Source organism: Sporosarcina trichiuri (assembly GCF_030406775.1).
Taxonomy (GTDB): domain Bacteria; phylum Bacillota; class Bacilli; order Bacillales_A; family Planococcaceae; genus Sporosarcina; species Sporosarcina trichiuri.
Map to the genome: position 1 here is coordinate 2059845 of NZ_CP129119.1, position 24933 is coordinate 2084777.

At 56.0% G+C, this 24933-nt stretch carries 29 protein-coding genes; 1 reads left to right on the top strand and 28 read right to left on the bottom strand.

Translation table 11 applies throughout. From position 1 onward, the window contains the following. Window positions 1-28: 28 nt before the first annotated feature. Together mreB and QWT68_RS10420 are read right to left on the bottom strand one after the other, a co-directional pair. Window positions 29-1024, bottom strand: a complete 996-nt coding sequence (gene mreB, locus QWT68_RS10415; RefSeq protein ID WP_290148292.1) for a rod shape-determining protein MreB — start codon at window positions 1022-1024, stop codon at window positions 29-31. A 190-nt stretch (window positions 1025-1214) separates the two neighbouring features. After that, window positions 1215-1499 carry a sporulation transcriptional regulator SpoIIID gene (locus tag QWT68_RS10420; protein ID WP_040287539.1) on the bottom strand — a complete coding sequence of 95 codons (285 nt, stop codon included), beginning with the start codon at window positions 1497-1499 and terminating at the stop codon, window positions 1215-1217. A gap of 405 nt (window positions 1500-1904) precedes the next feature. Between QWT68_RS10420 and QWT68_RS10425 the strand changes: the two genes are divergently transcribed. After that, window positions 1905-2132, top strand: coding sequence for a hypothetical protein (locus QWT68_RS10425; protein WP_290148294.1), 228 nt, complete (start codon window positions 1905-1907; stop codon window positions 2130-2132). Here QWT68_RS10425 and QWT68_RS10430 read toward each other — a convergent pair. The 26 genes from QWT68_RS10430 to QWT68_RS10555 all read right to left on the bottom strand — a co-directional run bounded on the left by QWT68_RS10430 (window position 2101) and on the right by QWT68_RS10555 (window position 24830). Then, the gene (locus QWT68_RS10430) at window positions 2101-2769 is read right to left on the bottom strand and encodes a M23 family metallopeptidase (protein WP_040287541.1); all 669 of its coding nucleotides are present in this window, start codon (window positions 2767-2769) and stop codon (window positions 2101-2103) included. The genes QWT68_RS10425 and QWT68_RS10430 overlap by 32 nt on opposite strands. A gap of 31 nt (window positions 2770-2800) precedes the next feature. Further along, window positions 2801-3751 (bottom strand): stage II sporulation protein D, encoded by a 951-nt coding sequence (gene spoIID / locus QWT68_RS10435; RefSeq protein WP_290148295.1) that lies wholly within the window; start codon window positions 3749-3751, stop codon window positions 2801-2803. Window positions 3752-3863: 112 nt separating this feature from the next. After that, window positions 3864-5165 carry a UDP-N-acetylglucosamine 1-carboxyvinyltransferase gene (murA, locus tag QWT68_RS10440; RefSeq protein WP_040287543.1) on the bottom strand — a complete coding sequence of 434 codons (1302 nt, stop codon included), beginning with the start codon at window positions 5163-5165 and terminating at the stop codon, window positions 3864-3866. 410 nt (window positions 5166-5575) lie between these two features. Beyond that, window positions 5576-5809, bottom strand: coding sequence for a DUF1146 family protein (locus QWT68_RS10445; protein WP_040287544.1), 234 nt, complete (start codon window positions 5807-5809; stop codon window positions 5576-5578). Window positions 5810-5912: 103 nt separating this feature from the next. Beyond that, a complete protein-coding gene (locus QWT68_RS10450) occupies window positions 5913-6308 on the bottom strand; it encodes a F0F1 ATP synthase subunit epsilon (protein WP_040287545.1) in 396 nt (131 codons plus the stop codon). 24 nt (window positions 6309-6332) lie between these two features. Further along, window positions 6333-7748, bottom strand: coding sequence for a F0F1 ATP synthase subunit beta (atpD, locus tag QWT68_RS10455; RefSeq protein ID WP_290148297.1), 1416 nt, complete (start codon window positions 7746-7748; stop codon window positions 6333-6335). 42 nt (window positions 7749-7790) lie between these two features. Further along, a complete protein-coding gene (gene atpG, locus QWT68_RS10460) occupies window positions 7791-8648 on the bottom strand; it encodes an ATP synthase F1 subunit gamma (protein WP_040287547.1) in 858 nt (285 codons plus the stop codon). A gap of 50 nt (window positions 8649-8698) precedes the next feature. Continuing rightward, complete coding sequence (gene atpA, locus QWT68_RS10465) at window positions 8699-10210, bottom strand: F0F1 ATP synthase subunit alpha (protein ID WP_040287548.1); 1512 nt, start codon at window positions 10208-10210, stop codon at window positions 8699-8701. A 27-nt stretch (window positions 10211-10237) separates the two neighbouring features. Continuing rightward, window positions 10238-10774 (bottom strand): F0F1 ATP synthase subunit delta, encoded by a 537-nt coding sequence (locus QWT68_RS10470; protein WP_040287549.1) that lies wholly within the window; start codon window positions 10772-10774, stop codon window positions 10238-10240. Further along, window positions 10771-11322 carry a F0F1 ATP synthase subunit B gene (atpF, locus tag QWT68_RS10475; RefSeq protein WP_431312206.1) on the bottom strand — a complete coding sequence of 184 codons (552 nt, stop codon included), beginning with the start codon at window positions 11320-11322 and terminating at the stop codon, window positions 10771-10773. The genes QWT68_RS10470 and atpF overlap by 4 nt, the downstream gene beginning before the upstream one ends. 241 nt (window positions 11323-11563) lie before the next feature. Then, entirely contained in the window at window positions 11564-11788 is a 225-nt protein-coding gene (atpE, locus tag QWT68_RS10480) for a F0F1 ATP synthase subunit C (protein WP_040287550.1), read from the bottom strand. 66 nt (window positions 11789-11854) lie between these two features. Further along, window positions 11855-12565 (bottom strand): F0F1 ATP synthase subunit A, encoded by a 711-nt coding sequence (gene atpB / locus QWT68_RS10485; protein WP_290148299.1) that lies wholly within the window; start codon window positions 12563-12565, stop codon window positions 11855-11857. A 29-nt stretch (window positions 12566-12594) separates the two neighbouring features. Then, window positions 12595-12966 carry an ATP synthase subunit I gene (locus QWT68_RS10490; protein ID WP_040287552.1) on the bottom strand — a complete coding sequence of 124 codons (372 nt, stop codon included), beginning with the start codon at window positions 12964-12966 and terminating at the stop codon, window positions 12595-12597. Window positions 12967-13593: 627 nt separating this feature from the next. Then, window positions 13594-14694 (bottom strand): non-hydrolyzing UDP-N-acetylglucosamine 2-epimerase, encoded by a 1101-nt coding sequence (gene wecB / locus QWT68_RS10495; RefSeq protein ID WP_040287767.1) that lies wholly within the window; start codon window positions 14692-14694, stop codon window positions 13594-13596. Window positions 14695-14734: 40 nt separating this feature from the next. Continuing rightward, window positions 14735-15364, bottom strand: a complete 630-nt coding sequence (gene upp, locus QWT68_RS10500) for a uracil phosphoribosyltransferase (RefSeq protein WP_040287553.1) — start codon at window positions 15362-15364, stop codon at window positions 14735-14737. A 312-nt stretch (window positions 15365-15676) separates the two neighbouring features. Beyond that, the gene (gene glyA / locus QWT68_RS10505) at window positions 15677-16930 is read right to left on the bottom strand and encodes a serine hydroxymethyltransferase (protein WP_290148301.1); all 1254 of its coding nucleotides are present in this window, start codon (window positions 16928-16930) and stop codon (window positions 15677-15679) included. Window positions 16931-16985: 55 nt separating this feature from the next. Then, window positions 16986-17531 (bottom strand): TIGR01440 family protein, encoded by a 546-nt coding sequence (locus QWT68_RS10510; protein ID WP_290148302.1) that lies wholly within the window; start codon window positions 17529-17531, stop codon window positions 16986-16988. Window positions 17532-17547: 16 nt separating this feature from the next. Further along, window positions 17548-17988: a ribose 5-phosphate isomerase B gene (gene rpiB, locus QWT68_RS10515; protein WP_040287556.1), complete on the bottom strand. Its 441-nt coding sequence runs from the start codon at window positions 17986-17988 to the stop codon at window positions 17548-17550. Between the two features lie 118 nt (window positions 17989-18106). After that, window positions 18107-19399, bottom strand: coding sequence for a methyl-accepting chemotaxis protein (locus QWT68_RS10520; RefSeq protein ID WP_290148303.1), 1293 nt, complete (start codon window positions 19397-19399; stop codon window positions 18107-18109). Then, window positions 19399-19839 carry a low molecular weight protein arginine phosphatase gene (locus tag QWT68_RS10525; protein WP_290148304.1) on the bottom strand — a complete coding sequence of 147 codons (441 nt, stop codon included), beginning with the start codon at window positions 19837-19839 and terminating at the stop codon, window positions 19399-19401. Before QWT68_RS10525 ends, QWT68_RS10520 begins: the two co-directional genes overlap by 1 nt. Window positions 19840-19894: 55 nt before the next feature. Beyond that, entirely contained in the window at window positions 19895-20395 is a 501-nt protein-coding gene (locus tag QWT68_RS10530) for a manganese efflux pump MntP (protein ID WP_290148305.1), read from the bottom strand. A 92-nt stretch (window positions 20396-20487) separates the two neighbouring features. Beyond that, entirely contained in the window at window positions 20488-21516 is a 1029-nt protein-coding gene (locus QWT68_RS10535; RefSeq protein WP_290148306.1) for an L-threonylcarbamoyladenylate synthase, read from the bottom strand. A 56-nt stretch (window positions 21517-21572) separates the two neighbouring features. Continuing rightward, the gene (locus tag QWT68_RS10540) at window positions 21573-22151 is read right to left on the bottom strand and encodes a stage II sporulation protein R (RefSeq protein ID WP_290148307.1); all 579 of its coding nucleotides are present in this window, start codon (window positions 22149-22151) and stop codon (window positions 21573-21575) included. A 46-nt stretch (window positions 22152-22197) separates the two neighbouring features. After that, the gene (gene prmC / locus QWT68_RS10545) at window positions 22198-23049 is read right to left on the bottom strand and encodes a peptide chain release factor N(5)-glutamine methyltransferase (RefSeq protein ID WP_290148308.1); all 852 of its coding nucleotides are present in this window, start codon (window positions 23047-23049) and stop codon (window positions 22198-22200) included. Further along, on the bottom strand, window positions 23042-24118 hold the full coding sequence (prfA, locus tag QWT68_RS10550; protein WP_040287561.1) for a peptide chain release factor 1: 1077 nt from the start codon (window positions 24116-24118) through the stop codon (window positions 23042-23044). Before prfA ends, prmC begins: the two co-directional genes overlap by 8 nt. A gap of 109 nt (window positions 24119-24227) precedes the next feature. Then, window positions 24228-24830 carry a thymidine kinase gene (locus tag QWT68_RS10555; protein WP_040287562.1) on the bottom strand — a complete coding sequence of 201 codons (603 nt, stop codon included), beginning with the start codon at window positions 24828-24830 and terminating at the stop codon, window positions 24228-24230. Window positions 24831-24933: the final 103 nt, after the last annotated feature.

Below are 24933 nucleotides of genomic sequence, written 5' to 3' on the forward strand. Positions count from 1 at the left end.
GATGCAAATGGTCCAGTGGCTGCTGTCTTCAAGATTTCCTGCGTTTTTTATCCAGGCTGTCGAGCATGATGCCTGTCCCTTTCGCCACACAGGCAAGCGGATCCTCTGCTGTGAATACCGGTACTTTGAGCTCTTCTGCAAGCAGCTGATCGAGTCCGCGGAGCAGTGCGCCGCCCCCTGTAAGGATGATGCCGCGGTCGATGATGTCCGCGGACAGTTCCGGCGGTGTCTTCTCGAGCACGTTCTTCGCGGTGTGGAGGATCCAGGCGACCGATTCCTCCATCGCATCGCTGACCTCCTTCGACGTGATGGTCACTGTGCGCGGAAGTCCGGAGACAAGATCGCGCCCGCGGATGGCCAGCTCTTTTTCTTCGCCGCCCGGGAACAGCGACGTGACGGCGATTTTGACGTCTTCAGCGGTGCGTTCCCCGATCAGCAATTTATGGTTTTTCTTGATGGATTGGATGATATCGTTATCGAACGTATTGCCGGCGATCTTGATGGATGCGGAGGTGACGATATCCCCCATGGAGAGCACTGCGACGTCCGTCGTCCCGCCGCCGATGTCGATGACCATGTTGCCGCTCGGCTGGTAGATATCCATGCCGGCGCCGATTGCTGCGACTTTCGGTTCAGCTTCCAGGAACACCTGGCGGCCACCCGATTTCTGGACGGCTTCCTTGATGGCCTTCTGTTCGACGCTTGTGACATCGGTCGGGCAGCAGATCAGGATGCGGGGCTTCGAGAACCAGCCTTTCACCTTCAGCCGGTCGATGAACCCTTTCAACATCGCTTCGGTGCTGTCGAAATCAGCGATGACACCGTCTTTCAAGGGACGCATGACCTGGATATTACCGGGGGTGCGGCCGATCATCAGGTGCGCTTCCTCCCCGACCGCCACCATGCTTTTCGCTGCAGGATCGACTGCGACCACGGATGGTTCGTTCAGTTCGATCCCTTTTCCTTTCACATGTATCAGTACATTGGATGTACCCAGGTCAATGCCGATATCTTTCGCAAACATCTCATCCCTGCCCCTTCCGTTCGTCCGGCCGGTAAATTGGAAATTTACACGTTCTCCTAACTTAACATTTTATCACAATGTTCTCCAAAAGAACATATTAAGTGCCGAATTTCGCTGATTTGGCGCACTCGGCCAGGGCTGTCCGGCCGCCTTCCAGAAATCCCCGCGAAAAAGCGGACCAGCTGTGCCGCTAGTCCGCTTTTGTGTCGGTTTCGATCAGTTTCTGCTGTTCCATTTTCCATTTCTGGCGTGTAGCTTCGCCGCCTCTCAGATGGCGGATGGATTTGTGGTAGGCCAGCACCTTGGCGACGTCTTCCGATAAAGCGGAATCGATGTTGGGCAGCCGTTCCGTCAGGTCTTTGTGGATCGTGCTTTTCGAGTAGCCCGTTGCTTTTGCGAGTGCCCGCACCGTGAGTCCCGTTTCGATCAGCAGGTTGCCGAGGCGAACGCTGCGCCTCCGAATTTGTTCGTGCACACCCTCTTCCTTTCTCGTCGTCCATTTGTTCTTTCACTGTATGCGGCAGGCTGGGGGTGTATTCCTTTTGGGGGCTGGGTGCTGGGTCGTTGGTGTGTGGTTGCTTGAGCGGTTGTGTAGTTTGCTTGAGCGGTTCTCTCCCCTGCTTGAGCGCCGTCGCTCGCTCCGACGACGGCACTAACAGAAAAGGCGCAGCGGCAGCGGAGCCCGACAAGTCAGTCTTGGTTTTGATTTGGTGAAGGGCATGATGCGCGAGCGGGTGACTGCCTGGCAATGATGGTTCCCCGCGAGATGGGGTGTGTGGCGCTGTCTCGAACAGGGTGTCTGTGCACGCCACAATTCGCGGAAGGACGCGAATGGCTGCCGTGCACAGGCACCCTGGGGAGTTCGGCGGAATCGGGCGGGTTGGATGCTGGAACGGGCGGGTTGCATGACGGAACGGGCGAGTCGGACACCGGATTGGGCGGGTTCAACCTTGAAACGGGCGGGTTGCTGCTGGAAACGGGCGGGTTCATCTCCGAAACGGGCGGGTCGGTCGTCGAGTGGAGCGCTTCACCGACGCACGCAAAAAAGCCTGCCGGAGGGGGCAGGCTGGATGTGGTTATTGGAAAGCCAGGAACGAATGCGGGTTGACCGCGACGTTGTCTTTCTGGACTTCGAAGTGCAGGTGGATGCCGGCAGCTGCGTTCCATTCGTTTTCCGCCGTTGTCGCGAGCACTTCACCTTGCTGGATTTCGTCGCCCTCTTTCACCAGGATGCCGGTGACGGAGCGGTAGATCGTCTTCAGGCCGTCTTTGTGCGAGAGTACGATTTCGTCGCCTTGGAACGGATCGGAAATAATTTTATCGACTTTCCCGCTCATGGCTGCGACGACTTCGAATGGCTGGCCGCCGACGGACAGTGTCACACCTTCGTTCGTCACGTATTGCTGCTTGAAGACGAGCAATGCGTTTTCACGTGTGGCTGCGTCAGCTTCCGGATCGTAGAAATCTTGTAAAATAGCGACTTGGTCAAGCAGGTCTTCCTTGAATGGATACTTCAGATTCTCGGCTTTGGCGTTCGTTTCAACGGTGACGCCTCCTTTGTCCTTGCCTGTTTCTTTCTCGACTGCAGCCTGCTGCGGTGCTTCCGTCTTATTCAGTGCATTGTATCCCCAGACCATTCCAACGAACAACACAGCGAAACTTGCATAGACGGCGGGCCAGAACCAGTTGCTTTTCGTGCTCTTGTTTTTCTGAGAAGGGGCTTTCGGTTTTTTTTCTTCTCCCATTATGATCACCTCACTCGCTATTCTCTGCAAGTTACGGTGTTTTTAAACATTCGCTTTCCGGCTTCTCGAATTTTTTTATCTGCGTCCCGGTATAGTAGTGTCCGACGATCTGCTCGGCAGTCCAGCCCTTCTTGGCATAGGCTTCTGCGCCGTTCTGGCTCATGCCGACGCCGTGGCCGTACCCTTTCGTCGTAATATGGACGACCTTGTTGGTCACATCGAATCCGATGTTGAAATCGGTGGAGGCGAGCCCGAGGCGTTCACGGATATCCCGGCCGGTGAATTCAGCCGTCCCCGATATGACTTTCTGGACACGGCCTGTTTCGTTGCGGACCAGCTGGAGTGCGCGGAAATCAGCTTCTTTCCATGAAACCCCGAGCTTTGCATTCCATTCACTGAGCGGCATGTCCTTCTTGCGCTCAATCTCCTCGGAGACCGTCTGTTCGTCCGGACTCTCCACACTCTGCAAATACGGGATCGGGCTGCCTGTGAAGTTCTCGGCGGTTTCCGTCTGGCCGTTCGACGTGGAGAAGAACATGGCAGTGATCATTTCATCCTCGTGTACGAGGACTTTGCCCGCTGTGGCCTCCACAGCATCCCGTATTTTCTTTTCGTTCTCCTTGAACGCCTTGCCCCAGCGTTCTTTCCGCTGCTTCTCACTGGAATAGACTTGTGCGCTGACATCGCGGCCGATCGGTTTCGTCCCTTCCGCCGTTTCCTTCAGGGCATAGGTCCGCGCGGCGATCGCCTGCGCCTTGAGGGCTTCCGGCGAGTAGGACACCGGCATTTCGGAAGCGACGACGCCGATGATGTACTCTTCCAGCTGCAGGGGCTTGTCCTCTCCTTCCACTGTAATCTCGGCCTGGCATACAGCCGGTCCGGGGGTTGCCGACGCGCGGTCCGGCGGTTTGTCCTTGGCATTCAGCAAGATCGGAATGAAAAAGAGCAAGATGATGAATACTGCTGCTAATCGTTTGTCCATGCCGCATTCTATGCAGCACAGCCCTAGCTTATTCGCAGCAGTCAGCTGGGCGCCCTGCTGTTTCCATCCAATGAAAAAGCTGTCCCCCGGTGATGGAGGACAGCCAATAGTATTATGAATGCACGATTTCGGAATCTGCTGTTTCGGATTGGGAAGAAACGCGTTCGATGTCCGCGCCGAGTGCTTTCAGTTTGTGATGGAAATTGACGTACCCGCGGTCCAGGTGGACGAGCTCCGTGACACGTGTCACGCCGTCTGCGACGAGGCCGGCCAAGATGAGGGCGGCAGCAGCACGCAGGTCGGTCGCTGCCACTTCAGCGCCCTGCAGCTTCGATGGTCCGTTCATGATGACGGAACGGCCTTCGATTTTGATGTCGGCATTCATGCGGCGGAATTCCTCCACATGCATGAACCGGTTCTCGAATACGGTTTCCGTCAAGACGCCTGTTCCTTCAGCTTTCAGCATGAGTGCCATCATCTGGGACTGCATATCTGTCGGGAATCCAGGGTGCGGCATCGTCTTCAAATCGACCGACTTCAGCGGGTGCTCGGCCGTAATGCGGATGCCTTCGTCAAGCTCGGTGATCACGACACCCATTTCCTGCAGTTTGGAAATCAGGGCAGCATTGTGCTCAGGCAAAGCGTTTTCGATCGTCACATCTCCGCCTGTGATCGCTGCAGCAACCATGAATGTACCTGTTTCGATGCGGTCCGGGATGATATTATGGACAGCGCCTTTCAAGTACGGCACCCCTTCGATACGGATGACATCAGTACCGGCACCGATCACACGGCCGCCCATCTCATTGATGAAGTTCGCAAGGTCCACGATCTCCGGCTCTTTTGCGGCGTTTTCGATCGTCGTCGTCCCTTTCGCGAGGGCGGCAGCTGTCATGATGTTTTCAGTCGCTCCGACACTCGGGAAATCGAGATAGATCTTGGCGCCTTTCAAGCCGCCGTTCGCACGTGCTTCGACGAAGCCGTGTCCAAAGGAAATTTCAGCGCCCATCGCTTCGAAGCCTTTCAGGTGCTGGTCGATCGGACGTGATCCGATCGCACAGCCGCCGGGCATTGCCACGCGTGCAAACCCATTGCGTGCAAGCAGAGGACCCATTACTAAGATGGATGCACGCATTTTACGGACGTATTCGAACTGTGCTTCGCTCGTCAGTGTCTCGGTCGAGTCGATGATCAGCTCGCCTTCCTCCGGCTTATAGTCCGTTTTCGCATATAAGCTTTTCAGCACTTCGTTGATCGTGCGGACATCCGACAGATTCGGCACTTCCCGAATGATGTTTACACCTTCCGTTGCAAGCAGGGCAGCGGCAAGGATCGGGAGTACTGCGTTTTTAGCCCCTTCCACGCGCACCGTCCCGTGCAGCTGCCGTCCACCATTAATAATAATTTTATCCAAAACAAGCCCCTCCGACTCAAAGTTATAATTCGTTCCCGTGTCATTGTCAAAGTCATTGTGTATCGATGAAAACTTAAATTAGTAATCTGATAGAAAAATCAACCAAACTCAGTCCATTGTACAACGTACCGCATCGGTTCACAAGCGTCATTGTGACTGTTTCCGACAAAAGACCGTCTCAGTCCATGATATGTATGCCTAAGAAGATCCGTGTGGGTGAATAGCTTACTCTTTTTCCCTCCAATATTACAAGGAGGTTACAGTCGTTTGGTTTCCCGACCGCCGTCCCGAGTAAACCTTTCTCATTGAATTAGAATAATTCCGCCGCATCCCAGCTGTCTGCTGCCGATACGCTGATAGTTCGTCTGATCGCCCCGGAGGCATGTATGCCTGCGCGGCGATCAGACGAATCAGCCGAAGAAGAACGGCAGCCTCCCTGACCAGTAGGATATGTCCAAAAAGAAATTCGATACGGCCGAACCGATGGCAATGCTCAGCAGTATATACAGCAGCTGGGTTTGGAAGACCCGGTTCTTGCGGATGATCGCCTGCGGCATGATGGCCTGCAGCGCGTAGAATGAGATGCCGATGAAAAAGATGTGAGATCCGATCGCAAGGAGCGGATTGACCCCGTAGATATCCATATGCTTCGTCTCTCCCTGCCTGCCCGGATGCTGTCCGGGTTGGTTTGTACGCTAAAAAACCGGACAGAAGGAAACCCTTCTGCCCGATTCGGTGTGATCCGCCTTACATGCCGGAAACTTTGATGCGGTTGATGGCCCGGCGCAGACTGAGTTCCGCCTGCTTGGCTTCCAGTGCGTTCGTCTTCTGCTGAAGAGCGACTTCCGCCTTCTTGCGCGCCATTTCGGCACGCGCCAAGTCGATATGCGAAGCAAGCTCCGCACTCTGGGCAAGGACGGTCACGACGTCAGGACGGACTTCAAGGAAGCCTCCGTTGACTGCGACGTGATCGGTTTCATTGCCGTTCTTCAGACGCAGCGCGCCGATGTCGAGCGGTGCCACCATGGCGATGTGACCGGGCAGGACGCCCAGTTCGCCGGTTTCGGTGACCGCTATGACCATATCCGCTTCTGTTTCCATGACAGGGCCGTCGGGAGTGACGATATTGACTTTTATCTTCATGACTTTCCCTCCTGGTCCCTTATATTAGACTTCTACGCCCATTTCTTTCGCTTTCGCCACAACTTCCTCGATGCGTCCGACGAGACGGAATGCATCTTCCGGCAGGTGGTCATACTTGCCTTCGAGGATCGCTTTGAAGCCGGCTACTGTTTCAGAGACCGGTACATAGGATCCTTTCTGGCCTGTGAACTGCTCTGCCACGTGGAAGTTCTGGGACAGGAAGAACTGGATACGGCGCGCACGGTCCACGACCTGCTTGTCGTCTTCGCTCAGTTCGTCCATACCGAGGATGGCGATGATATCCTGCAGTTCACGGTAGCGCTGGAGCGTTTCCTGGACTTGCGTCGCCACTTCGTAGTGCTCTTTACCGACAACGTCCGAGCTTAGCGCGCGGGATGTCGACGCGAGCGGGTCAACGGCAGGGTAGATCCCCATCTCGGATAGTTTACGCTCCAGGTTCGTCGTCGCGTCAAGGTGGGCGAACGTCGTTGCCGGAGCCGGGTCCGTATAGTCATCGGCAGGGACGTAGATCGCCTGGATCGATGTGACGGATCCTCTGTTCGTGGAAGTGATCCGCTCCTGGAGCTGACCCATTTCCGTTGCAAGTGTCGGCTGGTATCCAACCGCGGACGGCATACGGCCGAGCAGCGCGGATACTTCGGAACCGGCCTGTGTGAAACGGTAGATATTATCGATGAAGAGCAGAACGTCAGCGCCCTGTTCGTCACGGAAGTATTCCGCCATTGTCAGACCCGTCAGTGCAACACGCATACGCGCACCAGGCGGCTCGTTCATCTGACCGAAGACCATCGCCGTTTTCTTGATAACGCCGGAATCCGTCATTTCGAAGTACAGGTCGTTCCCTTCACGTGTCCGCTCCCCAACACCTGCGAATACGGAGATACCGCCGTGTTCCTGTGCGATGTTGTTGATGAGTTCCTGGATCAGTACGGTCTTCCCTACACCCGCACCGCCGAAGAGGCCGATCTTACCGCCCTTGATATACGGAGCGAGCAGGTCGACGACTTTGATGCCTGTCTCGAGGATCTCGACTTTCGTCGAAAGGTTTTCGAATGTTGGTGCCTGGCGGTGGATCGGGTCGCGCTGTGTGTCCGCCGGAACGGGCTCGCGCAGATCGATCTCCTCACCCAGCACATTGAATACACGTCCGAGTGTCGCGTCTCCGACTGGAACTGAGATCGGCGCACCCATATCGGTGACTTCCTCGCCGCGTCTCAGACCGTCTGTGGAGGACATCGCAATCGTACGTACGGAATCGTCCCCAAGGTGAAGCGCCACTTCCAGCGTCAGCGTTTCCGCTTCAGCACCCGGGCGATTGATCTGGACTTTCAGTGAGTTATAGATCGCAGGCAGCTGACCGTCCGCGAAACGGACGTCAACGACCGGACCCATAACCTGAAGAACTTGTCCTTTGCTCATGCTATTCCCTCCTGTCGTACTGGTACGTTCTGGTAATCGCTGTTATTCGAGCGCGGCGACGCCTGCGACGATCTCCGTGATTTCCTGGGTGATCGCTGCCTGACGGGCACGGTTGAATACGAGCGTCAAATCATCTATCAAGTCTGTTGCATTATCGGTTGCAGTCTTCATCGCTGTCATACTGGAAGCATGTTCGCTCGCTTTACCGTCGAGGACCGCTCCGTAGATGAGGCTCTCCGCATATTGCGGCAAAAGGGATTCGAGGATGACTTCCGCAGAAGGCTCGAATTCATAAGAGGAGCTCACGCCGGATGTTTCCAGGTCGGTAAGCGGAAGCAATTTCCGTTCCGTCGGTTCGTTGGAGATGGCGGAGACGAAATGATTGTAGTATAAGTACAATTCATCGTAATTGCCTTCCGTGAACATGCCAACAGCTTTATTCGCGATGTCTTTTATCTCTTCGAACGAAGGGTGATCGGAGACGCCGACAAGGCTCTCCTCCACCTCGAAACCGAGCCGTTCAAAGAACTCGGTCCCTTTGCTCCCGATGACGAACAGGGACACTTCGTCTTTCGACGCGTGACGCTGTTCGATGGCGCGTTTCGCTTTCCGCAGGATGTGGGAGTTGTATCCTCCGACGAGTCCGCGGTCGGACGTCACGATGATGTAGCCCGTCTTTTTGACAGGACGGGTCACGAGCATCGGGTGGCTGGATCCCTGCGTCGCGGATGCGATGGAGCCGACCACTTCTTCGATCTTGTCCATGTAGGGGACGAACTGCTTGGCGTTCGCTTCTGCACGGCTCAGCTTGGAAGCGGACACCATCTGCATCGCTTTCGTGATCTGCCGTGTATTCTTCGTCGATTTAATACGCTGTTCCACCTCGCGTAATGAGGCCATTGGCTATTCACCACCTTTTTTTAGTCCGTTGTCCGTATTGCAGCCGAGTCTTACGATTCAGAAACCGCAAAGTTCTTCTTGAACTCATTGATGGCTGCTGCAAATTCGTCGTCTGCAGGAAGCCCTTTCGTTGTACGGATGGTTTCCAAAATGTTCGTGTGGTTGCTTTCAAGCCACATATCGATTTCGCTTTCGAAGCGCTGGATGTCCTTGACCGGGATATCGTCGAGGAATCCGCGGGTCAGTGCGTACAGGATGACGACCTGATACTCGACTTTGAGCGGCTTATGCAGGTCCTGCTTCAGTACTTCGACCGTCCGGTATCCGCGCTGGAGTTTCGCAGCCGTTGCCGGATCGAGGTCCGAACCGAATGCGGAGAACGCTTCGAGTTCACGGAATGCAGCGAGGTCAAGACGCAGGGTACCCGCGACTTTCTTCATCGCTTTGATCTGCGCGGATCCGCCGACACGGGATACGGAGAGTCCGGCGTTGATCGCCGGGCGCACGCCCGAGAAGAACAGGTCGGACTGCAGGAAGATCTGGCCGTCCGTGATCGAGATGACGTTCGTCGGGATGTACGCGGAGATATCGCCCGCCTGCGTTTCGACGAATGGCAGTGCCGTGATGGAACCGCCGCCGAGGGAGTCGTTCAGTTTCGCCGCACGCTCAAGAAGGCGTGAGTGCAAGTAGAAGACGTCACCCGGGTATGCTTCACGGCCCGGAGGACGGCGAAGGAGCAGGGAAAGTTCACGGTAGGCCGCAGCCTGTTTCGACAGGTCATCGTACACGATCAGGACGTGCTTGCCCTGGAACATGAACTCTTCACCCATCGTGATTCCTGCGTATGGTGCCAGGTACAATAATGGAGCCGGCTGTGATGCCGATGCCGTGACGACGATCGTGTAGTCGAGTGCGCCGTGTTCACGGAGCGTTTCAACAACCGAGCGGACGGTCGATTCCTTTTGTCCGATCGCTACATAGATACAGATCATGTCCTGATCTGCCTGGTTCAGGATCGTATCGATCGCGACGGTCGTCTTACCCGTCTGACGGTCTCCGATGATCAGCTCACGCTGGCCGCGGCCGATCGGAACGAGTGCGTCGATCGCTTTGATACCTGTCTGAAGCGGTTCGTCGACCGATTTACGGGCCATGACGCCTTGCGCCGGGCTTTCGATCGGACGTGTTTTCGTTGTCTGGATCGGGCCGAGCCCGTCCACCGGCTGTCCGAGTGAATTGACGACGCGTCCGACCAATTCCTCTCCGACCGGTACTTCCATGATACGGCCTGTACGACGTACTTCATCGCCTTCTTTGATGTCTGTGTATGGTCCGAGGATTACGATACCTACGTTGTTCGCTTCCAAGTTCTGTGCCATACCCAGCACACCAGTGGAGAACTCAAGGAGTTCACCGGCCATGACATTGTCGAGACCATGAGCACGGGCGATACCGTCACCGACTGTAAGTACGGTACCGACTTCGCTAACTTCCATCTCAGACTGATAGCCCTCGATCTGCTGCTTGATCAGTGTGCTGATTTCTTCAGCTTTGATGCCCATGTATGTCACCCCTCATTTTTCAAAATTTTAGCCGATCAACGTACGCTGCAGTGAAGCCAGTTTAGTACTGAGACTGCTGTCGAAGATTCGGTTGCCGATCTGAAGGCGGATGCCGCCGATCAGGGACGGATCGATAATCGTTGTAAGATGAAGCGACTGTTTGCCGACTCGTGCGGCGAACGCGCTGGAAATTCGGGTTTGTTCCTGCTCTGTCAGTTCACGGGTTGCATAGACGGTCGCTTCGGCGATGCCGGCTGCGTCGTTTGCAAGTTCGTTGAATTCTTCCAGGACACTTGGCAGTTCTTCCATACGGTCTGCGTCCAGCATGACGTTCAGCGCATTCAGCAGGAGCTGGTGCGCACCCGGCATGACGGAAGCGATCAGTGAATGTTTCTTTTCAAGCGATACTTGCGGCAGGCTCATGAGTTCCATGAAGCCGCGGCCGGTTTCGAGCGCCTTCTGCAATTCACGGACGTCTGTATGGACTTCTTTGAGAGCGCCCTGCGCCATCGCTGCTTTGAACAGCCCGGCAGCATAGCGTTCCGAGACGATTGATCGGCTCATCGGCCTTCCCCTGCCTTCACAATCGTTTCTTCGATCAGCTCGCGGTTATCCTCCTCGGACACTTCTTTGCCGAGTACTTTGGACGCGGCCATGATCGAGAGAGAGACGAACTCTTCGCGGACAGCGGCGATCGCTTTCTCTTTCTCCGTAGCGATTTCACGTGCAGCGTTCTCTTTCATGCGGCTCACTTCAGCGCGTGCCGTCTGGACGAGGTCTTCGCGTGTCGCTTCGCCCTGCTTCTTCGCGTTTTCGATGATCGATTGTGCGTCTGTATGTGCTTCTTTCAAAAGAGCGCGCTGCTCTTCGAGTACGTTCTGTGATTCGGCACGGCTCTTTTCAGCCGCTTCGATTTCGTTGGCAATCAGCTCAGCACGCTGATTCATGATGCCCATCAGCGGACCCCATGCGAATTTCTTCAAGAGAAGCATGAGGATCGTGAAGAAGATGACAGTGGCAATGATGTCCCCAAGATTCAGCCGGTTGTTCAGGCTGGCCAGGAACCCTGCATCAGGATTCGATGACAAAAGGACGAAGGTATCCAAAAACACGATTGTTTCACTCCCTTCAGAAACTTACGTTTGCAAGTCAAACGGTTTGGTGCAGCGGCATGCCGCCTGTTACATAAATGAATGGCGCAAGATCGTACTGTTCCCGCTCTCCGCCATTGTTTCGTTTTGTTATAAAGTGGTTACATACCAAAGGGGAGTCAGACAGGCTGTCGGGACCGCCGCACAAGGCAGCCCCGGCCCTATCCCGTTACGGTACATAACTTGTAAGTTAAGGTACAGATTATTTGTTCATGACGATGAACGCGATAACTGTAGCGATGATCGGCAATGCCTCGACCAACGCGACACCGATGAACATTGTTGTCTGAAGGACACCGCGTGCTTCCGGCTGGCGGGCGATCCCTTCAACTGTACGTGAGACGATCAAACCGTTACCGATACCAGCGCCGAGTGCGCCAAGACCAACTGCGATAGCTGCTGCTAATAGACCAAGTGAACCTGTCATAGTGTTATTTCCTCCTAGTATTGTTTGGTTTGGTGGTGCGTGTTCACCCGAAGACGGGCTTTATGTTTAGTGGTCTGCAGACACTTTGTGTGACATGTAAACCATCGTCAACATAACGAAGATGAATGCCTGGATCGCCCCGATGAACACCGAGAATCCCTGCCAGGCGAGTGCAGGTATGATGGCTCCGAGGAAGCCGCCGATACTGCCGGCTGCGAGTGTTGCAAGCAGGCCGATCAGAATCTCCCCTGCAAAGATGTTACCGTAAAGACGCAGACCGAGTGTCAGCGTATTTGCAAATTCCTCGATGACTTTCAGCGGTGCCAGGAACGGCATCGGCTGGATGTAGGTCTTGAAATACCCTTTGACCCCAAGCATCTTCACCCCGTAATAGTGCGTCAGGATGACGACCGTCGCGGCGAGTGTCATCGTGATGACCGGATCGGCTGTCGGTGATTTCCACCACAGGTAGCCATCCCAATGGATTGAGAACGGCAGACCAAGCATGTTGGCTACAAACACGAACATGATCAGCGTGATGCCGAGTACGTGGAAACGGCCCCCTGTTTTCCAGTCCATGTTGTTCTTGATAATCCCTTTGACGAAGTCCATGATCCATTCCATGAAGTTCTGCATGCCGGTCGGTTTCATCTGCAGCTTCCTTGTGGAAAGCACGGCAATGATGAAGACGATGAGGCATGTGACGAAGAGCATCATGATGTTGGCTGGGTTGAAAGTGATACCGAATAAGTCCCAACTCGGATTTTTGTGTTCCACGTTTCGTTCACCTCCCTTTTGTGATCAGTTTAGGAATGATGTTTCACATGGTAGACGATCCTATCGATGAGCAATAGGGCGTAGGGAATCATCAGACCGGCCACTGTACTGATCAGATTGAAGTATTCTGGCATCGACATCGCGATGGCGGCCGCAGCAATCCCTGCGGCGAAACGCAGTCCTGTGCCAAGCGAAGCCTTTTTGCCCTGGTCCAGTTTCTTATCGAATTGTTCCATTCTCCGGATCAGGATCCAGAAGTTGTACAATCCGAAGACAAGTCCGAGCAGGAGCCCTGCGAAAATGGTCTTGGCTTCCGTAAATGCCCAGCCTAAAATGAGCAATGCGAGCAAAAAAAATAGAGCCCTCTTTTGCCTTGTAAAGATTTCCTGCATTGTCTGCATGGTAGGTGAGTCTCCTATTACGATAAGTTTAGTTAAGGACCGGACCGTGCCTGAGGTCTGTGAGACGTGCGGCGGACGGATGGGTTCGCCGGACAGATGCGTTCCGGTTCTGCCGGTTTTTTGCAGCCGTCAATACTTCCAAATCAGCGGCTGCGGACGATTCCGCGGCTTGAAGGAGGTGACTGACATGCCGGCTGCTTGGCGTTCACCAGGACACGTTGTCCAACCTGCACATTGCCCGGTTCCGGGTGTGCGGCAGGCTGCGAGCGGATGATAGAACTTAGCCGAAAATCAGGCGGAAAATGCTGATTTATCTATGTATAAACCCTATCATTGTTACCCTCTGTTAGCATACAATAGGGGTATTTTGCTGTCAATTGATTCCCGTGAAAATCTTCACATAGTTGGTGAGCTGTCAAGGAATCGTCACATTTTAATGTTTAAATTGTTCAGAGTCGAGAAATAGGGGATTCCCTTAGGGATTCAGGAAGGTGTGATGAAGGTGAATTGCGGTGCTGACGGATAAATTCCGCTCTGTTCCGGGGTCGTTGTTTGGAAAATCGTCTTCCTCGCGGCAAGGAGGAAACGATGAAAATGGAAAAGCAGAGGCTTGCGGGCCTCTGCTTTTCAGCGTTGGTTATTCAGGTAGTTGAGCAGCGCTTCGACGATTCGCTGCGAAGCTTTGCCATCACCATACGGGTTGGACGCTTTCGCCATGGCTTCGTAGGCGGCCTGGTCGGACAGCAGCTCGTCGGCCAGACGGAAGATGGTGTCTTCGTCGGTGCCGGCGAGTTTGAGTGTGCCAGCGTCGATGCCTTCCGGGCGCTCGGTCGTGTCGCGGAGTACGATGACCGGTTTTGCGAGAGACGGTGCTTCTTCCTGGATGCCGCCCGAGTCGGTCAGGATGATGTGCGAACGGGCCGCGAAGTTGTGGAAGTCGACCACTTCGAGCGGTTCGATCAGATGGATACGGTCATTGTTGCCGAGCAGTTCATCTGCGACTTCGCGGACGGCCGGGTTCATATGGACAGGATAGATGACCTGGATGTCATCGTGCTTGTCCAGCAGCCGGTTGATAGCCCGGAACATGTTGCGCATCGGTTCTCCGAGGTTTTCCCGGCGGTGCGCTGTCAGCAGGACGAGACGGTCGTCACCGAGTTTTTCGAAGATCGGGTGCGTGTACGTTTCGTCGACAGTCGTCTGCAGCGCATCGATCGCCGTATTGCCGGTGATGAAGATGCGGTCCTGCGGCTTCCCTTCATCCAGCAGGTTCTGTGCGGATTTCTCGGTCGGCGAGAAATGCAGGTCGGCGAGGACGCCTGTCAACTGGCGGTTCATTTCCTCCGGGTACGGGGAGTATTTGTCCCATGTGCGCAGGCCCGCTTCGACGTGGCCGATTGCGATCTGGTTATAGAAGGCGGCCAGGCTGCCGACGAATGTCGTCGACGTGTCACCGTGGACGAGCACGATATCTGGTTCCGCTTCCTTCATGATACCGTCGAGCCCTTCCAGTCCGCGTGTTGCGACATCGATCAGAGTCTGCCGGCTTTTCATGATGTTCAGGTCGTAATCGGGCGTGATGCCGAAGGTGGTGAGCACTTGGTCGAGCATTTCACGGTGCTGCGCAGTGACGGTCACGATCGATTCGATGTCATCCCCGTGTTTTTGCAGTTCAAGAACGAGCGGAGCCATCTTGATGGCTTCCGGCCGCGTCCCGAAGATCGTCATTACTTTCCATTTGCGTTTCACAGTAGTCACGCCTTCCCCATTATTTCGTTCCGAATAAGCGGTCGCCGGCGTCGCCGAGACCTGGGACGATGTAGCCGTGGTCATTCAGTTTTTCATCGAGTGCCGCGATATAGACGTCGACATCCGGATGTGCTTCCGTGAACACTTTCACGCCTTCCGGAGCAGCGACGAGGCACATGAATTTGATGTGTTTCGCACCGCGCTTTTTGAGCGAGTTGATGGCTTCGACGGCGGTACCGCCGGTCGCGAGCATCGGATCGACGACGATGAATTCCCGTTCCGAGACGTCCGATGGCAGTTTGACGAAGTATTCGTGCGGTTCCAGCGTGTCCGGGTCGCGGAACAGGCCGACGTGGCCGACGCGGGCAGCCGGGATGAGTTTCAGCATTCCGTCGACCATGCCGATACCGGCGCGGAGGATCGGGACGATGCCGAGTTTCTTCCCTGCCAGCACTTGGGACTTCGCCTGGCTGACAGGTGTCTGGACGTCCACTTCCTGCAGCGGGAGGTCGCGTGTGATTTCGTATGCCATCAGCGTGGCGACTTCGTCCACGAGTTCGCGGAATTCCTTCGTGCCTGTGCTGGCGTCCCGGATGAATGTCAGTTTGTGCTGGATGAGCGGGTGATCGAATACGTGTACTTTTGCCATTGAGATCGCTCCTTTAACTTTGTCCCACTTAGTATAACAGAATGGCGGCGCGTTAGGTTGCATGGACGGAAGTTTGGAATTCGCGGAACATTTGCACGGTACGAGCGCCGTGGGGCGGAGGGCGTATCGGACAAATCGTGCGTGGTATCGGACGTTTGGGCGGCGTTATCGGACACTTGGCGCGATGTATCGGACATTTGAGCCGGGGTATCGGACATTTCGCGGAATTCATCGGCATCCAGGCACAACTCCACACGTCCCGGAACGCACAAAACCCGCCATCCGGATCGGATGGCGGGTTTTGCCGATCGATCACGCGTAGAGTGCGTGACTGTCGGTGAGTGCTTTGACGCGCTGTTTCGCTTCTTCTTTCACCGTATCGTCCTCGTGGTTCTTGAGGAGTTTCGCGATGATGGCGCCGACTTCTTTCATGTCGTCTTCCTTGAAGCCGCGGGAGGTGACGGCCGGTGTGCCGATGCGGATGCCGGATGTGACGAACGGGCCTTCCTTATCGAACGGTACGGTATTTTTGTTGACCGTGATGCCGCATTCGTCGAGGACGTGCTCGGCGACTTTACCCGTCAGGCCGAGGCTTGTCAGGTTGAGCAGCACCAGGTGGTTGTCCGTGCCGCCGGAGACGATGTCGATGCCTTCTGCAACGAGCGTTTCGCCGAGTGCAACCGCGTTCTTCTTCACTTGCTGGGCGTACGTCTTGAATTCCGGCTGGAGCGCCTCTCCGAACGCAACCGCTTTCGCTGCGATGACATGCATGAGCGGACCGCCCTGGATACCCGGGAAGACCGTCTTGTCGATCTTCTTGCCGTATTCCTCTGCGAATTCCTCGCCGATGAGGATGATGCCGCCGCGCGGGCCGCGCAGTGTCTTGTGCGTTGTCGACGTCACGAAATGCGCGTGAGGCACCGGGCTCGGATGCTCCCCTGCTGCGACGAGTCCTGCGATATGTGCCATATCGACCATCAGGAAGGCGCCGACTTCATCCGCGATTTCACGGAACTTCGCAAAATCGATTTCACGCGGATAGGCACTTGCCCCCGCGACAATCATCTTCGGCTTATGCTCGAGCGCTTTCTGGCGGACGTCTTCGTAATCGATACGCTCGTCCCCTTCGCTCACGCCGTATTCGACGAAGTTGTACAGTTTCCCGGAAAAGTTCACCGGGCTGCCGTGCGTCAGGTGGCCGCCGTGGGACAGGTTCATGCCGAGGACGGTATCGCCGGGTTTCAGGACGGTGAAGTAGACTGCCATGTTGGCCTGTGCGCCGGAGTGTGCCTGGACGTTCGCATAGGCCGCACCGAACAGTTCCTTGACCCGGTCGCGTGCGATGTTCTCGACGACATCGACGTGCTCGCAGCCGCCGTAGTAGCGCTTGCCCGGATAGCCTTCTGCGTATTTGTTCGTCAAGTAGGACCCTTGTGCTTCCATGACCGCTTCCGAGACGAAGTTTTCAGAAGCAATCAGTTCGATGTTTGCGTTCTGGCGGTTCTTCTCAGCCATGATCGCTTCAAATACTGCACTGTCTTCACGTTTCACATTGCTCAAATCCATGATCATTTCCCCTTTAGCGTCTTTTTGGCCGTTCAGTCCGGGAACGGGTCCCGGTTTATTCGTACTGCGCGCGGGCGCCGCCGATCAGTTTCGGACGGGTCGTGGCGCAGGTGACGACAGCTTCACCGATCTGTTTGACGGATGTGCGGATCGGTACCGCGACAGGCTTCAGCTGCATGCCGATCAGCGTCTGGCCGATGTCGATGCCGGCATGTGCCCGCACCGACTCGACGACGACCGCATCATCCAGGTGTTCATAGGCATAGGCGGACATCGAGCCGCCTGCGGTCGTGACCGGCACGACGGACACGCGGTCATAGCCGTGCTGTGCCGCAGCACTGCGCTCGATCGTGACCGCGCGGTTGATGTGCTCGCAGCCCTGGAAGGCCAGATGCACCTTGTGCGTCTCCGCGAATTGGGCGAGCGGGCCGTACAGCGCTTCCGCCACTTCGAGTGCACCTGCCGTTCCGATCCGTTTGCCTGCGACTTCCGACGTGGAGCAGCCGATCACGAAGAACGTGCCTGCTTCAGGCGGCGCCTGCTCGGCGAATTCCGTGAGCACCTGCTCGATCTGCAGTCTCCATAAAATGCTGGTATCCATGCTGCTCCCCCGCTTCCTAGTTGTTTTCGAGTTCCATGAGTTTTTCGATGCGGCGCTCGTGCCGTCCGCCTTCGAACGGTGTGTCGAGCCATGTCTGGACGATTTCACGGGCCAGTCCAGGGCCGATGACCCGTTCGCCCATTGCGAGTACGTTCGTATCATTATGTCCGCGGGTCGCTTTTGCGCTGAACACGTCATGGCAGAGCGCACAGCGGATCCCGTTCGTCTTATTGGCGGCGATCGACATGCCGATGCCTGTGCCGCAGATCAGGATGCCGCGGTCGAACTTGCCGGACGCGACGCCTGCCGTCACTTCTTTTGCATAATCAGGATAGTCGACGGAAGCATCGGAGTCAGGTCCGAAGTCGGTGACGTCGATGTCCAGTTCAGTCAATAGGTTTTTGATTTCGCGGCGAAGGTTATTGCCGCCGTGATCGGATGATATCGCGAGTTTCACGTGCGTCCCTCTTTTCTTAATATACTTACAATGATTCTATCACTCTTCTGCGTAAAAACACAGTGGGAACTGCGCAGCCGGCCCCATGAAAAAAACCGGCACTCGGCCGGCTTTCAGGTCAGTTGGATGTATCGAATCGGCGGATGACCGCATACAGCGCTTCGGACTGATCTTTCAGATCGCTTGCGAGATTGCTTGTCTGCTCGATGGAATGCGCCTGCTCCTCGGTCGCCGCCTGGACTTCTTCCGCTCCGGCGGATGTCTCTTCCGCAATCGCTGCGACTTCCTGGGACTGATGCGCTGTCTTTTCGATCTGTGTCAATTGGTGTTCGACGAGTTCCGTGATGCCTGTGATCGAACCGGCCATCGTATTGATGGTCGATGCCATCACGGTGATGCTCTTGTTCGTTTCATCAGCCCGGTCCGCTTCCTGACCGGCTGTTTTCACCTGCATCTCGATCTCCCTGACGACTTTCGTGACATCGGACTGGATCGTGCTGACGAGGCCGCCGATCATCTGGACCGATTTCGCGCTTTCATCCGCCAGCACGCGCACTTCCTCTGCGACGACAGCGAACCCTTTGCCATGCTCCCCTGCACGGGCAGCTTCGATCGACGCGTTGAGTGCCAGGAGATTCGTCTGATTAGCGATGCCGCCGACCAGTTCCACGATTTCCCCGATCTTCTGTGCGTTGCGGTCGAGGTCCCGGATGGTCGAGAGCGAGGCTTCGCTTTGTGTGGACATGTCCCGTATGCCGACGACAAGCGCCCGGTAGGCATCTGTCGTCTTCTTCAATTCGTCCAGCATCTCCTCCGACTGCCTGGACGATTCCTCCGCACGGCTGCTGACGTCTGCCGCGATCGAGCGGACATCTTCCATCGCCTCCGCAGTCTCCTGGACGGACACGGCTGTCGCTTCTGCACCGGAGGAAATCTCCGCGATTGTCGACGCGATGGCATCCGCCTGACTTGCAGCGGACCCTGTTTCGGTATGCAGGACGCCGACAGAACGTGATGTCCTGTCGAAATTCTCTTCGATCTGCCCGACAATGCCGCGCAGGTTCAGGACGACCTGCTGGAACGCTTCCGCAACAGAGCGGATTTCATCCGACGAATCCGGCAGTTCGATATCCGTGCCGATTCTGCCGTCCGCCACCCGGATCGCTTCCCGTTCGAGTTTCTGGAGCGGTTTGGTCAGGATGTTGCTGAACAATGCAGCGAGGATCGCCGACCAGATGATCCCGAGACCGTATGTCATGATACCGAACCAGAGCGGGTTGAAGCCCGGAAAGAAGCGCGGCTGCAGGAAATTGATGAACAGCGCGCTGAACGAATACGTGACGACCGCCAATATTGTTACGAACACAACCAGTTTCCATTTCAACCCGAATTTCCTCTTTGTCTCTGCCATTATTGTTCCCCCAGTAGTCTGCTTGCGAGCAGATCGATTTGTTCCGCCAATTCGCCGAATGTTGATTCGTACAAAGAGAAGCTGCCGCCGAACGGGTCCTGGACGTCATGGTCCGCCTGCCCCGTATACTCCTTCAGCGTGAATACCTTGGCCGCATGGTCTGCATATGACCGGCGCAGCGTATCCCGATGACCCGCTGTCATCGTCAGTATCAGATCCGCCCATTCGGCATCCGCCCTGGAGAACTGCCTGGATACGGGCGTGTACGGAAACCCACTATTTTCCAGTATAACCTTCGAATGATCGGAAATAGGCATTCCGTCTGCTGCATAGATGCCTGCGGACCGGACTGCGACACCCGGCAGTTCCTTCGATCTCAGAAGCCCTTCGGCAAGCGGACTTCTGCATGTATTTCCTGTGCAGATAAAACAAATATTCATTATTATCACCTAACAACCATCATACCTGATTCTCCAAGATACGGAAACTGTTTTATTATGAAATCCAAGCCAATATTCCCATCCCGATCAGGATCACCCCTGCTAAACGTCTCAGAAACGCACGCATGCCCAGTGTCATTGCCATATGCGTCCGCAAGGCGAACCAGGAGAGCACCAATGAAAAGAATCCGGTCGCGCTCACGAACAGCGTTTTGTTCAGCTGCTGCAATCCGAATGACATGCTGATCGACAGGCCATCCAGGCTGACCGCGACAGCCAGCAGCAGCGGACCCGCAAGCTTCTGCGATGCCGTGTCCTCCTCCTGCAGAAGCATATGTACACCGATCAATACGAGCAGTACGCTTGAAAGGATACCGCTCCAATCCGAGAGCAGATGCGCCGACCACTCGCCCATCAGAAATCCCGCAAGCGGGAACAGGACATTCAGCAGGCCGGTCCATAAGGCGATGAGCCACTTGCGTCTCCGTACATGCAGCAGTGTGTAGATGACGAGGATGTCGATCGTGGTCACCGCTGCCGCAATGAGTTCAACCAATATAAGAACCTCCCCGCATGTTGCGCCAGTAAATCGTATGCGGCGCGCGGGGAGGCCATTCATGAATACTATCCAATTGCCGCTGAAACAGATTACGGATCGAGCCGTTTGCCGTCCGCCGCTTTCCTGAGCCGGTTCATGACGGCGAGGCCCATCCCTTCGGCCGGTGTCTCGACGGCGAGGATGACGGATGCATCCGTGTCATCGCAAGTCCGCAGCGCATCGTAGAGACGGGCTGCGAGTTCGCGCGGATCGCCGTACGGTCCGGTTGCAAAATACCAGTCCGCTGTATCCGTCCTGAGCTCGTCCGGTCCGATGACGGCGACTTTTCCGCCTTCCGATCGGAATGAACCGATGGCTGCTTCGATTTTGCCGGGATCAGGTTTGATGAGCCAGACCGGTGCGTCAGGTGAGTAATGCAAATACTTCATGCCCGGCGCGCGCGGCGCTTCCGCTTCGGCTGCTGACGTTTCGGAACGGACGGGACCGATGACCGATTCGATCATTTCAGCTGTCACACCGCCCGGACGCAGGATTGCTGGCGGCACCGATGTCATGTCGATGACGGTCGATTCGACACCGACGCCTGTCGCCCCGCCATCCAGGATGAACGGGATCTTTCCGTGCATATCCCGAAGGACGTGCTCCGCTTTCGTCGGGCTCGGCTTGCCGCTCCGGTTTGCACTCGGTGCGGCGAGCGGCCCCCCGAGCAGCCGGAGCAGTTTCAGCGCGACAGGATGATCGGGCATGCGAAGGCCGACCGTGCCGATGCCTGCTGTTACGCTTTTTGCGATGACCCCCGGCTTTTCCCGGAAGATCAGCGTCAGCGGACCCGGCCAGAATGCATCCATGAGCCGGACTGCCGCTTCCGGGATTTCGTCGGCATAGTGCCCGGCTTCTTCTTTGGTTCCGATATGTACGATCAGTGGATTGTCGGAGGGGCGGCCTTTCGCTTCAAAGATCTTCTGCGCCGCTTCCGGATCTGTCGCAAGCGCCCCAAGTCCGTACACCGTTTCGGTCGGAAAGGCAGCGAGCTCCCCTTTTTTCAAACAATCCACAACTTGTTGATATCTTTCATCGTTATCCACAGTGTTATCCACTTTCACAAGTCGAGTGTGCATCATTTCATCTCCTTCATACCGCTTTCCACTAAGTTATCCACAACAAAAAGTGGATATTACGCTTTGAACAAGGAAGTTATCCACTCCCAGACAAAGAATTTCACAGGCTCCTCTTCTTCTTCTTCTTCATAGCACACTTTTGGAAAGATCGAACACCACCAGTTCGATCCGCGGCCGCTTCCGATCGTCAGGATATACGCATCATACGTATCCTGCGGCGTAATCCAGAGGCCGGCCCGTTTCGCCGGAAACAGCGCCTGGCTGCGTTCCAGCGCAACGGGCATGTCCGGGGCAATCGTTTCTGCAGCTGCGAGCATGTCCGCTTCGATCCCTTTCAGGGCCGCATCGATTTCAGGCTGTGTCGATGTATTCGCGAGCACAGCTGTGATCATCGGCTCGATCTCCTGCTGAATACGGACTTTCACCGCCTGGTCGGATGCCGAATCGGAGTGTGCGAGAATGCGGTAGCGGACCGGTTCTTCGTTTTCGTGTGTCTGGAAGAGTGAGAGAACCGCCTGCAGCATCACCATGATGAGCAGGAATTCGGCGAATACTATCAGTCTTCTCTTCCATGTATGTCTTGTATCATTGCCAATCGTCTCTGTTTGTGTGAACTGTGGATAATCTTGCAGCATGTCATCCCCTCCTGACCTCATTGTGCACAGGATATCCGGGGATTATTCACACTATCTCACAAAATATCATTCTGTCTTTCCCGTTGATGTCTTTTACGATGTCGACCTGTGCAGCCGGGAAGGTTTCCTGGAACAGATCCCGCACGGCCGGCCCCTGCAGGTGACCGATCTCGAGGCCGATCAATGCTTTTGGACCAAGGACGGCCGGCAGTGTCCAGGCGAGCTCCCTGTATAGCGCAAGCCCGCCCTCTTCGGCGAACAGGGCGCTGTGCGGTTCAAAATCGGTGACGGTCCGCGACATGCCGGCAGCATCCGTTTCGCTGATATACGGCGGATTGGACAAAATGACGTCCCATGTCTCACCCGCGAGTGGTTCGGCGAGGTTTCCGAGCCGGACATCGATGGAGGCCCCATTCTTTTCCGCATTCTGCATGGCGATCCGCAGAGCAGGACTGCTGATATCGGTCGCCGTGACGGCTGCCTGCGGGTGCTCGAGCTTGAACGTGACGGCGATCGCCCCGCTGCCCGTCCCGATATCCGCGGCTTTGACTGGCACATCGCCGAACAGTTTCGTTGTGCGCTCCAGGGCGTTCAGGACGAGTTCCTCCGTTTCCGGACGCGGAATCAGTACATCTTCCGAGACGATGAACGGCCGTCCGTAGAACCATTCTTCGCCGATGATATGCTGGATCGGCCTGCCTGTCAGCAGGTTGGCGCTTGCGTTCCGGAACTGCTGCGCCTGCGGTTCGGTCAGCGGTTCACGCAGGTCGGCGAGCAGGGATGCACGGGATTTCTGTGTAATGTGCTCAAGCAGGAGATACGCCGCATTCGTATCCAGCTGCTGCCTGCCGAGATCTTCCTGCAGCCCGCGGAGCGCCTGCTGGATCGTCTCAGTCATTGGATTCCAGATGTTCGAGGCGCCGCGCCTGATCTTCGAGTGTCAGCGCTTCGATCACTTCGTCCATCTTACCTTCGATCACCTGGTCGAGTTTCTGGATCGTCAGCCCGATGCGGTGATCAGTCACCCGGTTCTGCGGGAAGTTGTACGTGCGGATCCGTTCCGAGCGGTCACCGGTGCCGACAGCGGATTTCCGTTTTTCATCGTATTCGGCCTGCGCTTCCGATTGGAATTTGTCATAGACGCGGGCACGCAGTACTTTCATTGCCTTCTCCTTGTTCTTGATCTGCGATTTTTCGTCCTGGCAGGAGACCGTGATGCCGGTCGGCAGGTGTGTCAGCCGGACGGCGGACATCGTCGTGTTGACGGACTGGCCGCCGGGACCGGATGAGGCGAATGTGTCAGTCCGGATGTCTTTGTCATGCAGGTCGATTTCGACTTCTTCCGCTTCCGGCAGCACAGCGACGGTTGCAGTGGATGTGTGGATGCGGCCCCCCGATTCCGTCTCCGGCACCCGCTGTACACGGTGTGCGCCGTTTTCGAATTTCAGCTTGGAGTAGGCGCCGTTCCCGCTGACCATGAAGATGATCTCCTTGAAGCCGCCGAGCTCGGTCGGCGCGGCCTCCATGACATCGATCTTCCAATGGTTGAGTTCGGCGTACCGGCTGTACATGCGGTACAGCTTCGCCGCGAACAAGGCCGCTTCGTCGCCGCCAGCAGCGCCGCGGATTTCCATGATGACGTTCTTGCTGTCATTCGGGTCTTTCGGCACGAGCAACAATTTCATGCGGGCTTCGAGTGAATCGATTGTTTCGGAAAGCTCGCCGAGTTCCGCTTTGATGAGGTCTTCCATCTCTTCATCATCCGCGTCCTCGAGCATCTCTTTCGCGTCCGCCGCCGCCGCTATCGCTTTTTTGTAGGCGCGGTATGCTTCGACGGTTTCCTGGATGTCGGACTGCTCTTTCGAATAGGTGCGCAGTTTGTCCAGATCGCTGACGACGTCGGGGTCGCTCAGCAGTTCGTTCAGTTTTTCATAACGGTCTTCGACAGCTTGCAGCCGGTCATACATGGCAGTCACCTCGGATTTGTTTTGGTTGATTTGATAGGGGTACGGGAGTCCGCGTTCTTGTATGTGAACAAAGAGACAGGCTGCCGGGCAGTCTGTCTCTGGCGGTTCGTTATTCTGCATGGGTGCGGATGGAGATGCCTTTCGGTACGTCATGATGCATGCGGCACCGCGGTTCATATGCTTCGGATGCCCCGACGAGGATGATCGGATCATCGTAGCCCGCGGGCTTTCCGTTGATGAGCCGCTGGGTGCGGCTGGACGGTGACCCGCAGACAGTGCAGACCGCCTGGAGCTTGGTCACCATTTCCGCGACCGCCATGATGCGCGGCATCGGCCCGAACGGTTCTCCGCGGAAATCCTGATCGAGACCCGCGACGATGACCCGGAAGCCGCGGTCGGCGAGTTCCATGACGATATCGGTGAGACCGTCATCGAAAAACTGGGCTTCATCGATGGCGACGACGTCGAAGTCGTCTGTCACTTCCGCCGGAATGTCAGAAGCGCACGAGACGGGCACGGCAAGGACGGTAGTGCCGTTATGGCTGACGACCGCTTCGTCACTGTAGCGGTTATCGAGGGCCGGCTTGAAGACGGCGATTTTCTGTTTAGCAAACTGGGCGCGGCGGATCCGGCGGATGAGTTCTTCGGATTTCCCGGAGAACATACTGCCGCAGATGACTTCGACCCAGCCCCCTTGCATGGTAACGTACATGAGGAATCCCCTTTCGTGAGCGGAACAGATGGCAGGTGAAATGCTGCGGAAAATAAAAGTCCCGCCCGGCGTCTTGCACCGGACGGGAACTGCAGAAGCCGTT

Excerpts from the sequence above, each read along its gene's own strand:
- atpD (WP_290148297.1), bottom strand. The coding sequence starts at position 7,748 with ATGAGCAAAGGACAAGTTCTTCAGGTTATGGGTCCGGTCGTTGACGTC.
- atpA (WP_040287548.1), bottom strand. The coding sequence starts at position 10,210 with ATGGGCATCAAAGCTGAAGAAATCAGCACACTGATCAAGCAGCAGATC.
- QWT68_RS10470 (WP_040287549.1), bottom strand. The coding sequence starts at position 10,774 with ATGAGCCGATCAATCGTCTCGGAACGCTATGCTGCCGGGCTGTTCAAA.
- mreB (WP_290148292.1), bottom strand. The coding sequence starts at position 1,024 with ATGTTTGCGAAAGATATCGGCATTGACCTGGGTACATCCAATGTACTG.
- prfA (WP_040287561.1), bottom strand. The coding sequence starts at position 24,118 with ATGTATGACCGGCTGCAAGCTGTCGAAGACCGTTATGAAAAACTGAAC.
- QWT68_RS10540 (WP_290148307.1), bottom strand. The coding sequence starts at position 22,151 with ATGCTGCAAGATTATCCACAGTTCACACAAACAGAGACGATTGGCAAT.
- wecB (WP_040287767.1), bottom strand. The coding sequence starts at position 14,694 with ATGACGATCTTCGGGACGCGGCCGGAAGCCATCAAGATGGCTCCGCTC.
- QWT68_RS10450 (WP_040287545.1), bottom strand. The coding sequence starts at position 6,308 with ATGAAGATAAAAGTCAATATCGTCACTCCCGACGGCCCTGTCATGGAA.
- QWT68_RS10520 (WP_290148303.1), bottom strand. The coding sequence starts at position 19,399 with ATGGCAGAGACAAAGAGGAAATTCGGGTTGAAATGGAAACTGGTTGTG.
- QWT68_RS10535 (WP_290148306.1), bottom strand. The coding sequence starts at position 21,516 with ATGCACACTCGACTTGTGAAAGTGGATAACACTGTGGATAACGATGAA.
- QWT68_RS10445 (WP_040287544.1), bottom strand. The coding sequence starts at position 5,809 with ATGGATATCTACGGGGTCAATCCGCTCCTTGCGATCGGATCTCACATC.
- QWT68_RS10555 (WP_040287562.1), bottom strand. The coding sequence starts at position 24,830 with ATGTACGTTACCATGCAAGGGGGCTGGGTCGAAGTCATCTGCGGCAGT.
- glyA (WP_290148301.1), bottom strand. The coding sequence starts at position 16,930 with ATGGATTTGAGCAATGTGAAACGTGAAGACAGTGCAGTATTTGAAGCG.
- atpG (WP_040287547.1), bottom strand. The coding sequence starts at position 8,648 with ATGGCCTCATTACGCGAGGTGGAACAGCGTATTAAATCGACGAAGAAT.
- QWT68_RS10430 (WP_040287541.1), bottom strand. The coding sequence starts at position 2,769 with ATGGGAGAAGAAAAAAAACCGAAAGCCCCTTCTCAGAAAAACAAGAGC.
- atpE (WP_040287550.1), bottom strand. The coding sequence starts at position 11,788 with ATGACAGGTTCACTTGGTCTATTAGCAGCAGCTATCGCAGTTGGTCTT.
- spoIID (WP_290148295.1), bottom strand. The coding sequence starts at position 3,751 with ATGGACAAACGATTAGCAGCAGTATTCATCATCTTGCTCTTTTTCATT.
- QWT68_RS10510 (WP_290148302.1), bottom strand. The coding sequence starts at position 17,531 with ATGGATACCAGCATTTTATGGAGACTGCAGATCGAGCAGGTGCTCACG.
- prmC (WP_290148308.1), bottom strand. The coding sequence starts at position 23,049 with ATGACTGAGACGATCCAGCAGGCGCTCCGCGGGCTGCAGGAAGATCTC.
- QWT68_RS10490 (WP_040287552.1), bottom strand. The coding sequence starts at position 12,966 with ATGCAGACAATGCAGGAAATCTTTACAAGGCAAAAGAGGGCTCTATTT.
- upp (WP_040287553.1), bottom strand. The coding sequence starts at position 15,364 with ATGGCAAAAGTACACGTATTCGATCACCCGCTCATCCAGCACAAACTG.
- QWT68_RS10525 (WP_290148304.1), bottom strand. The coding sequence starts at position 19,839 with ATGAATATTTGTTTTATCTGCACAGGAAATACATGCAGAAGTCCGCTT.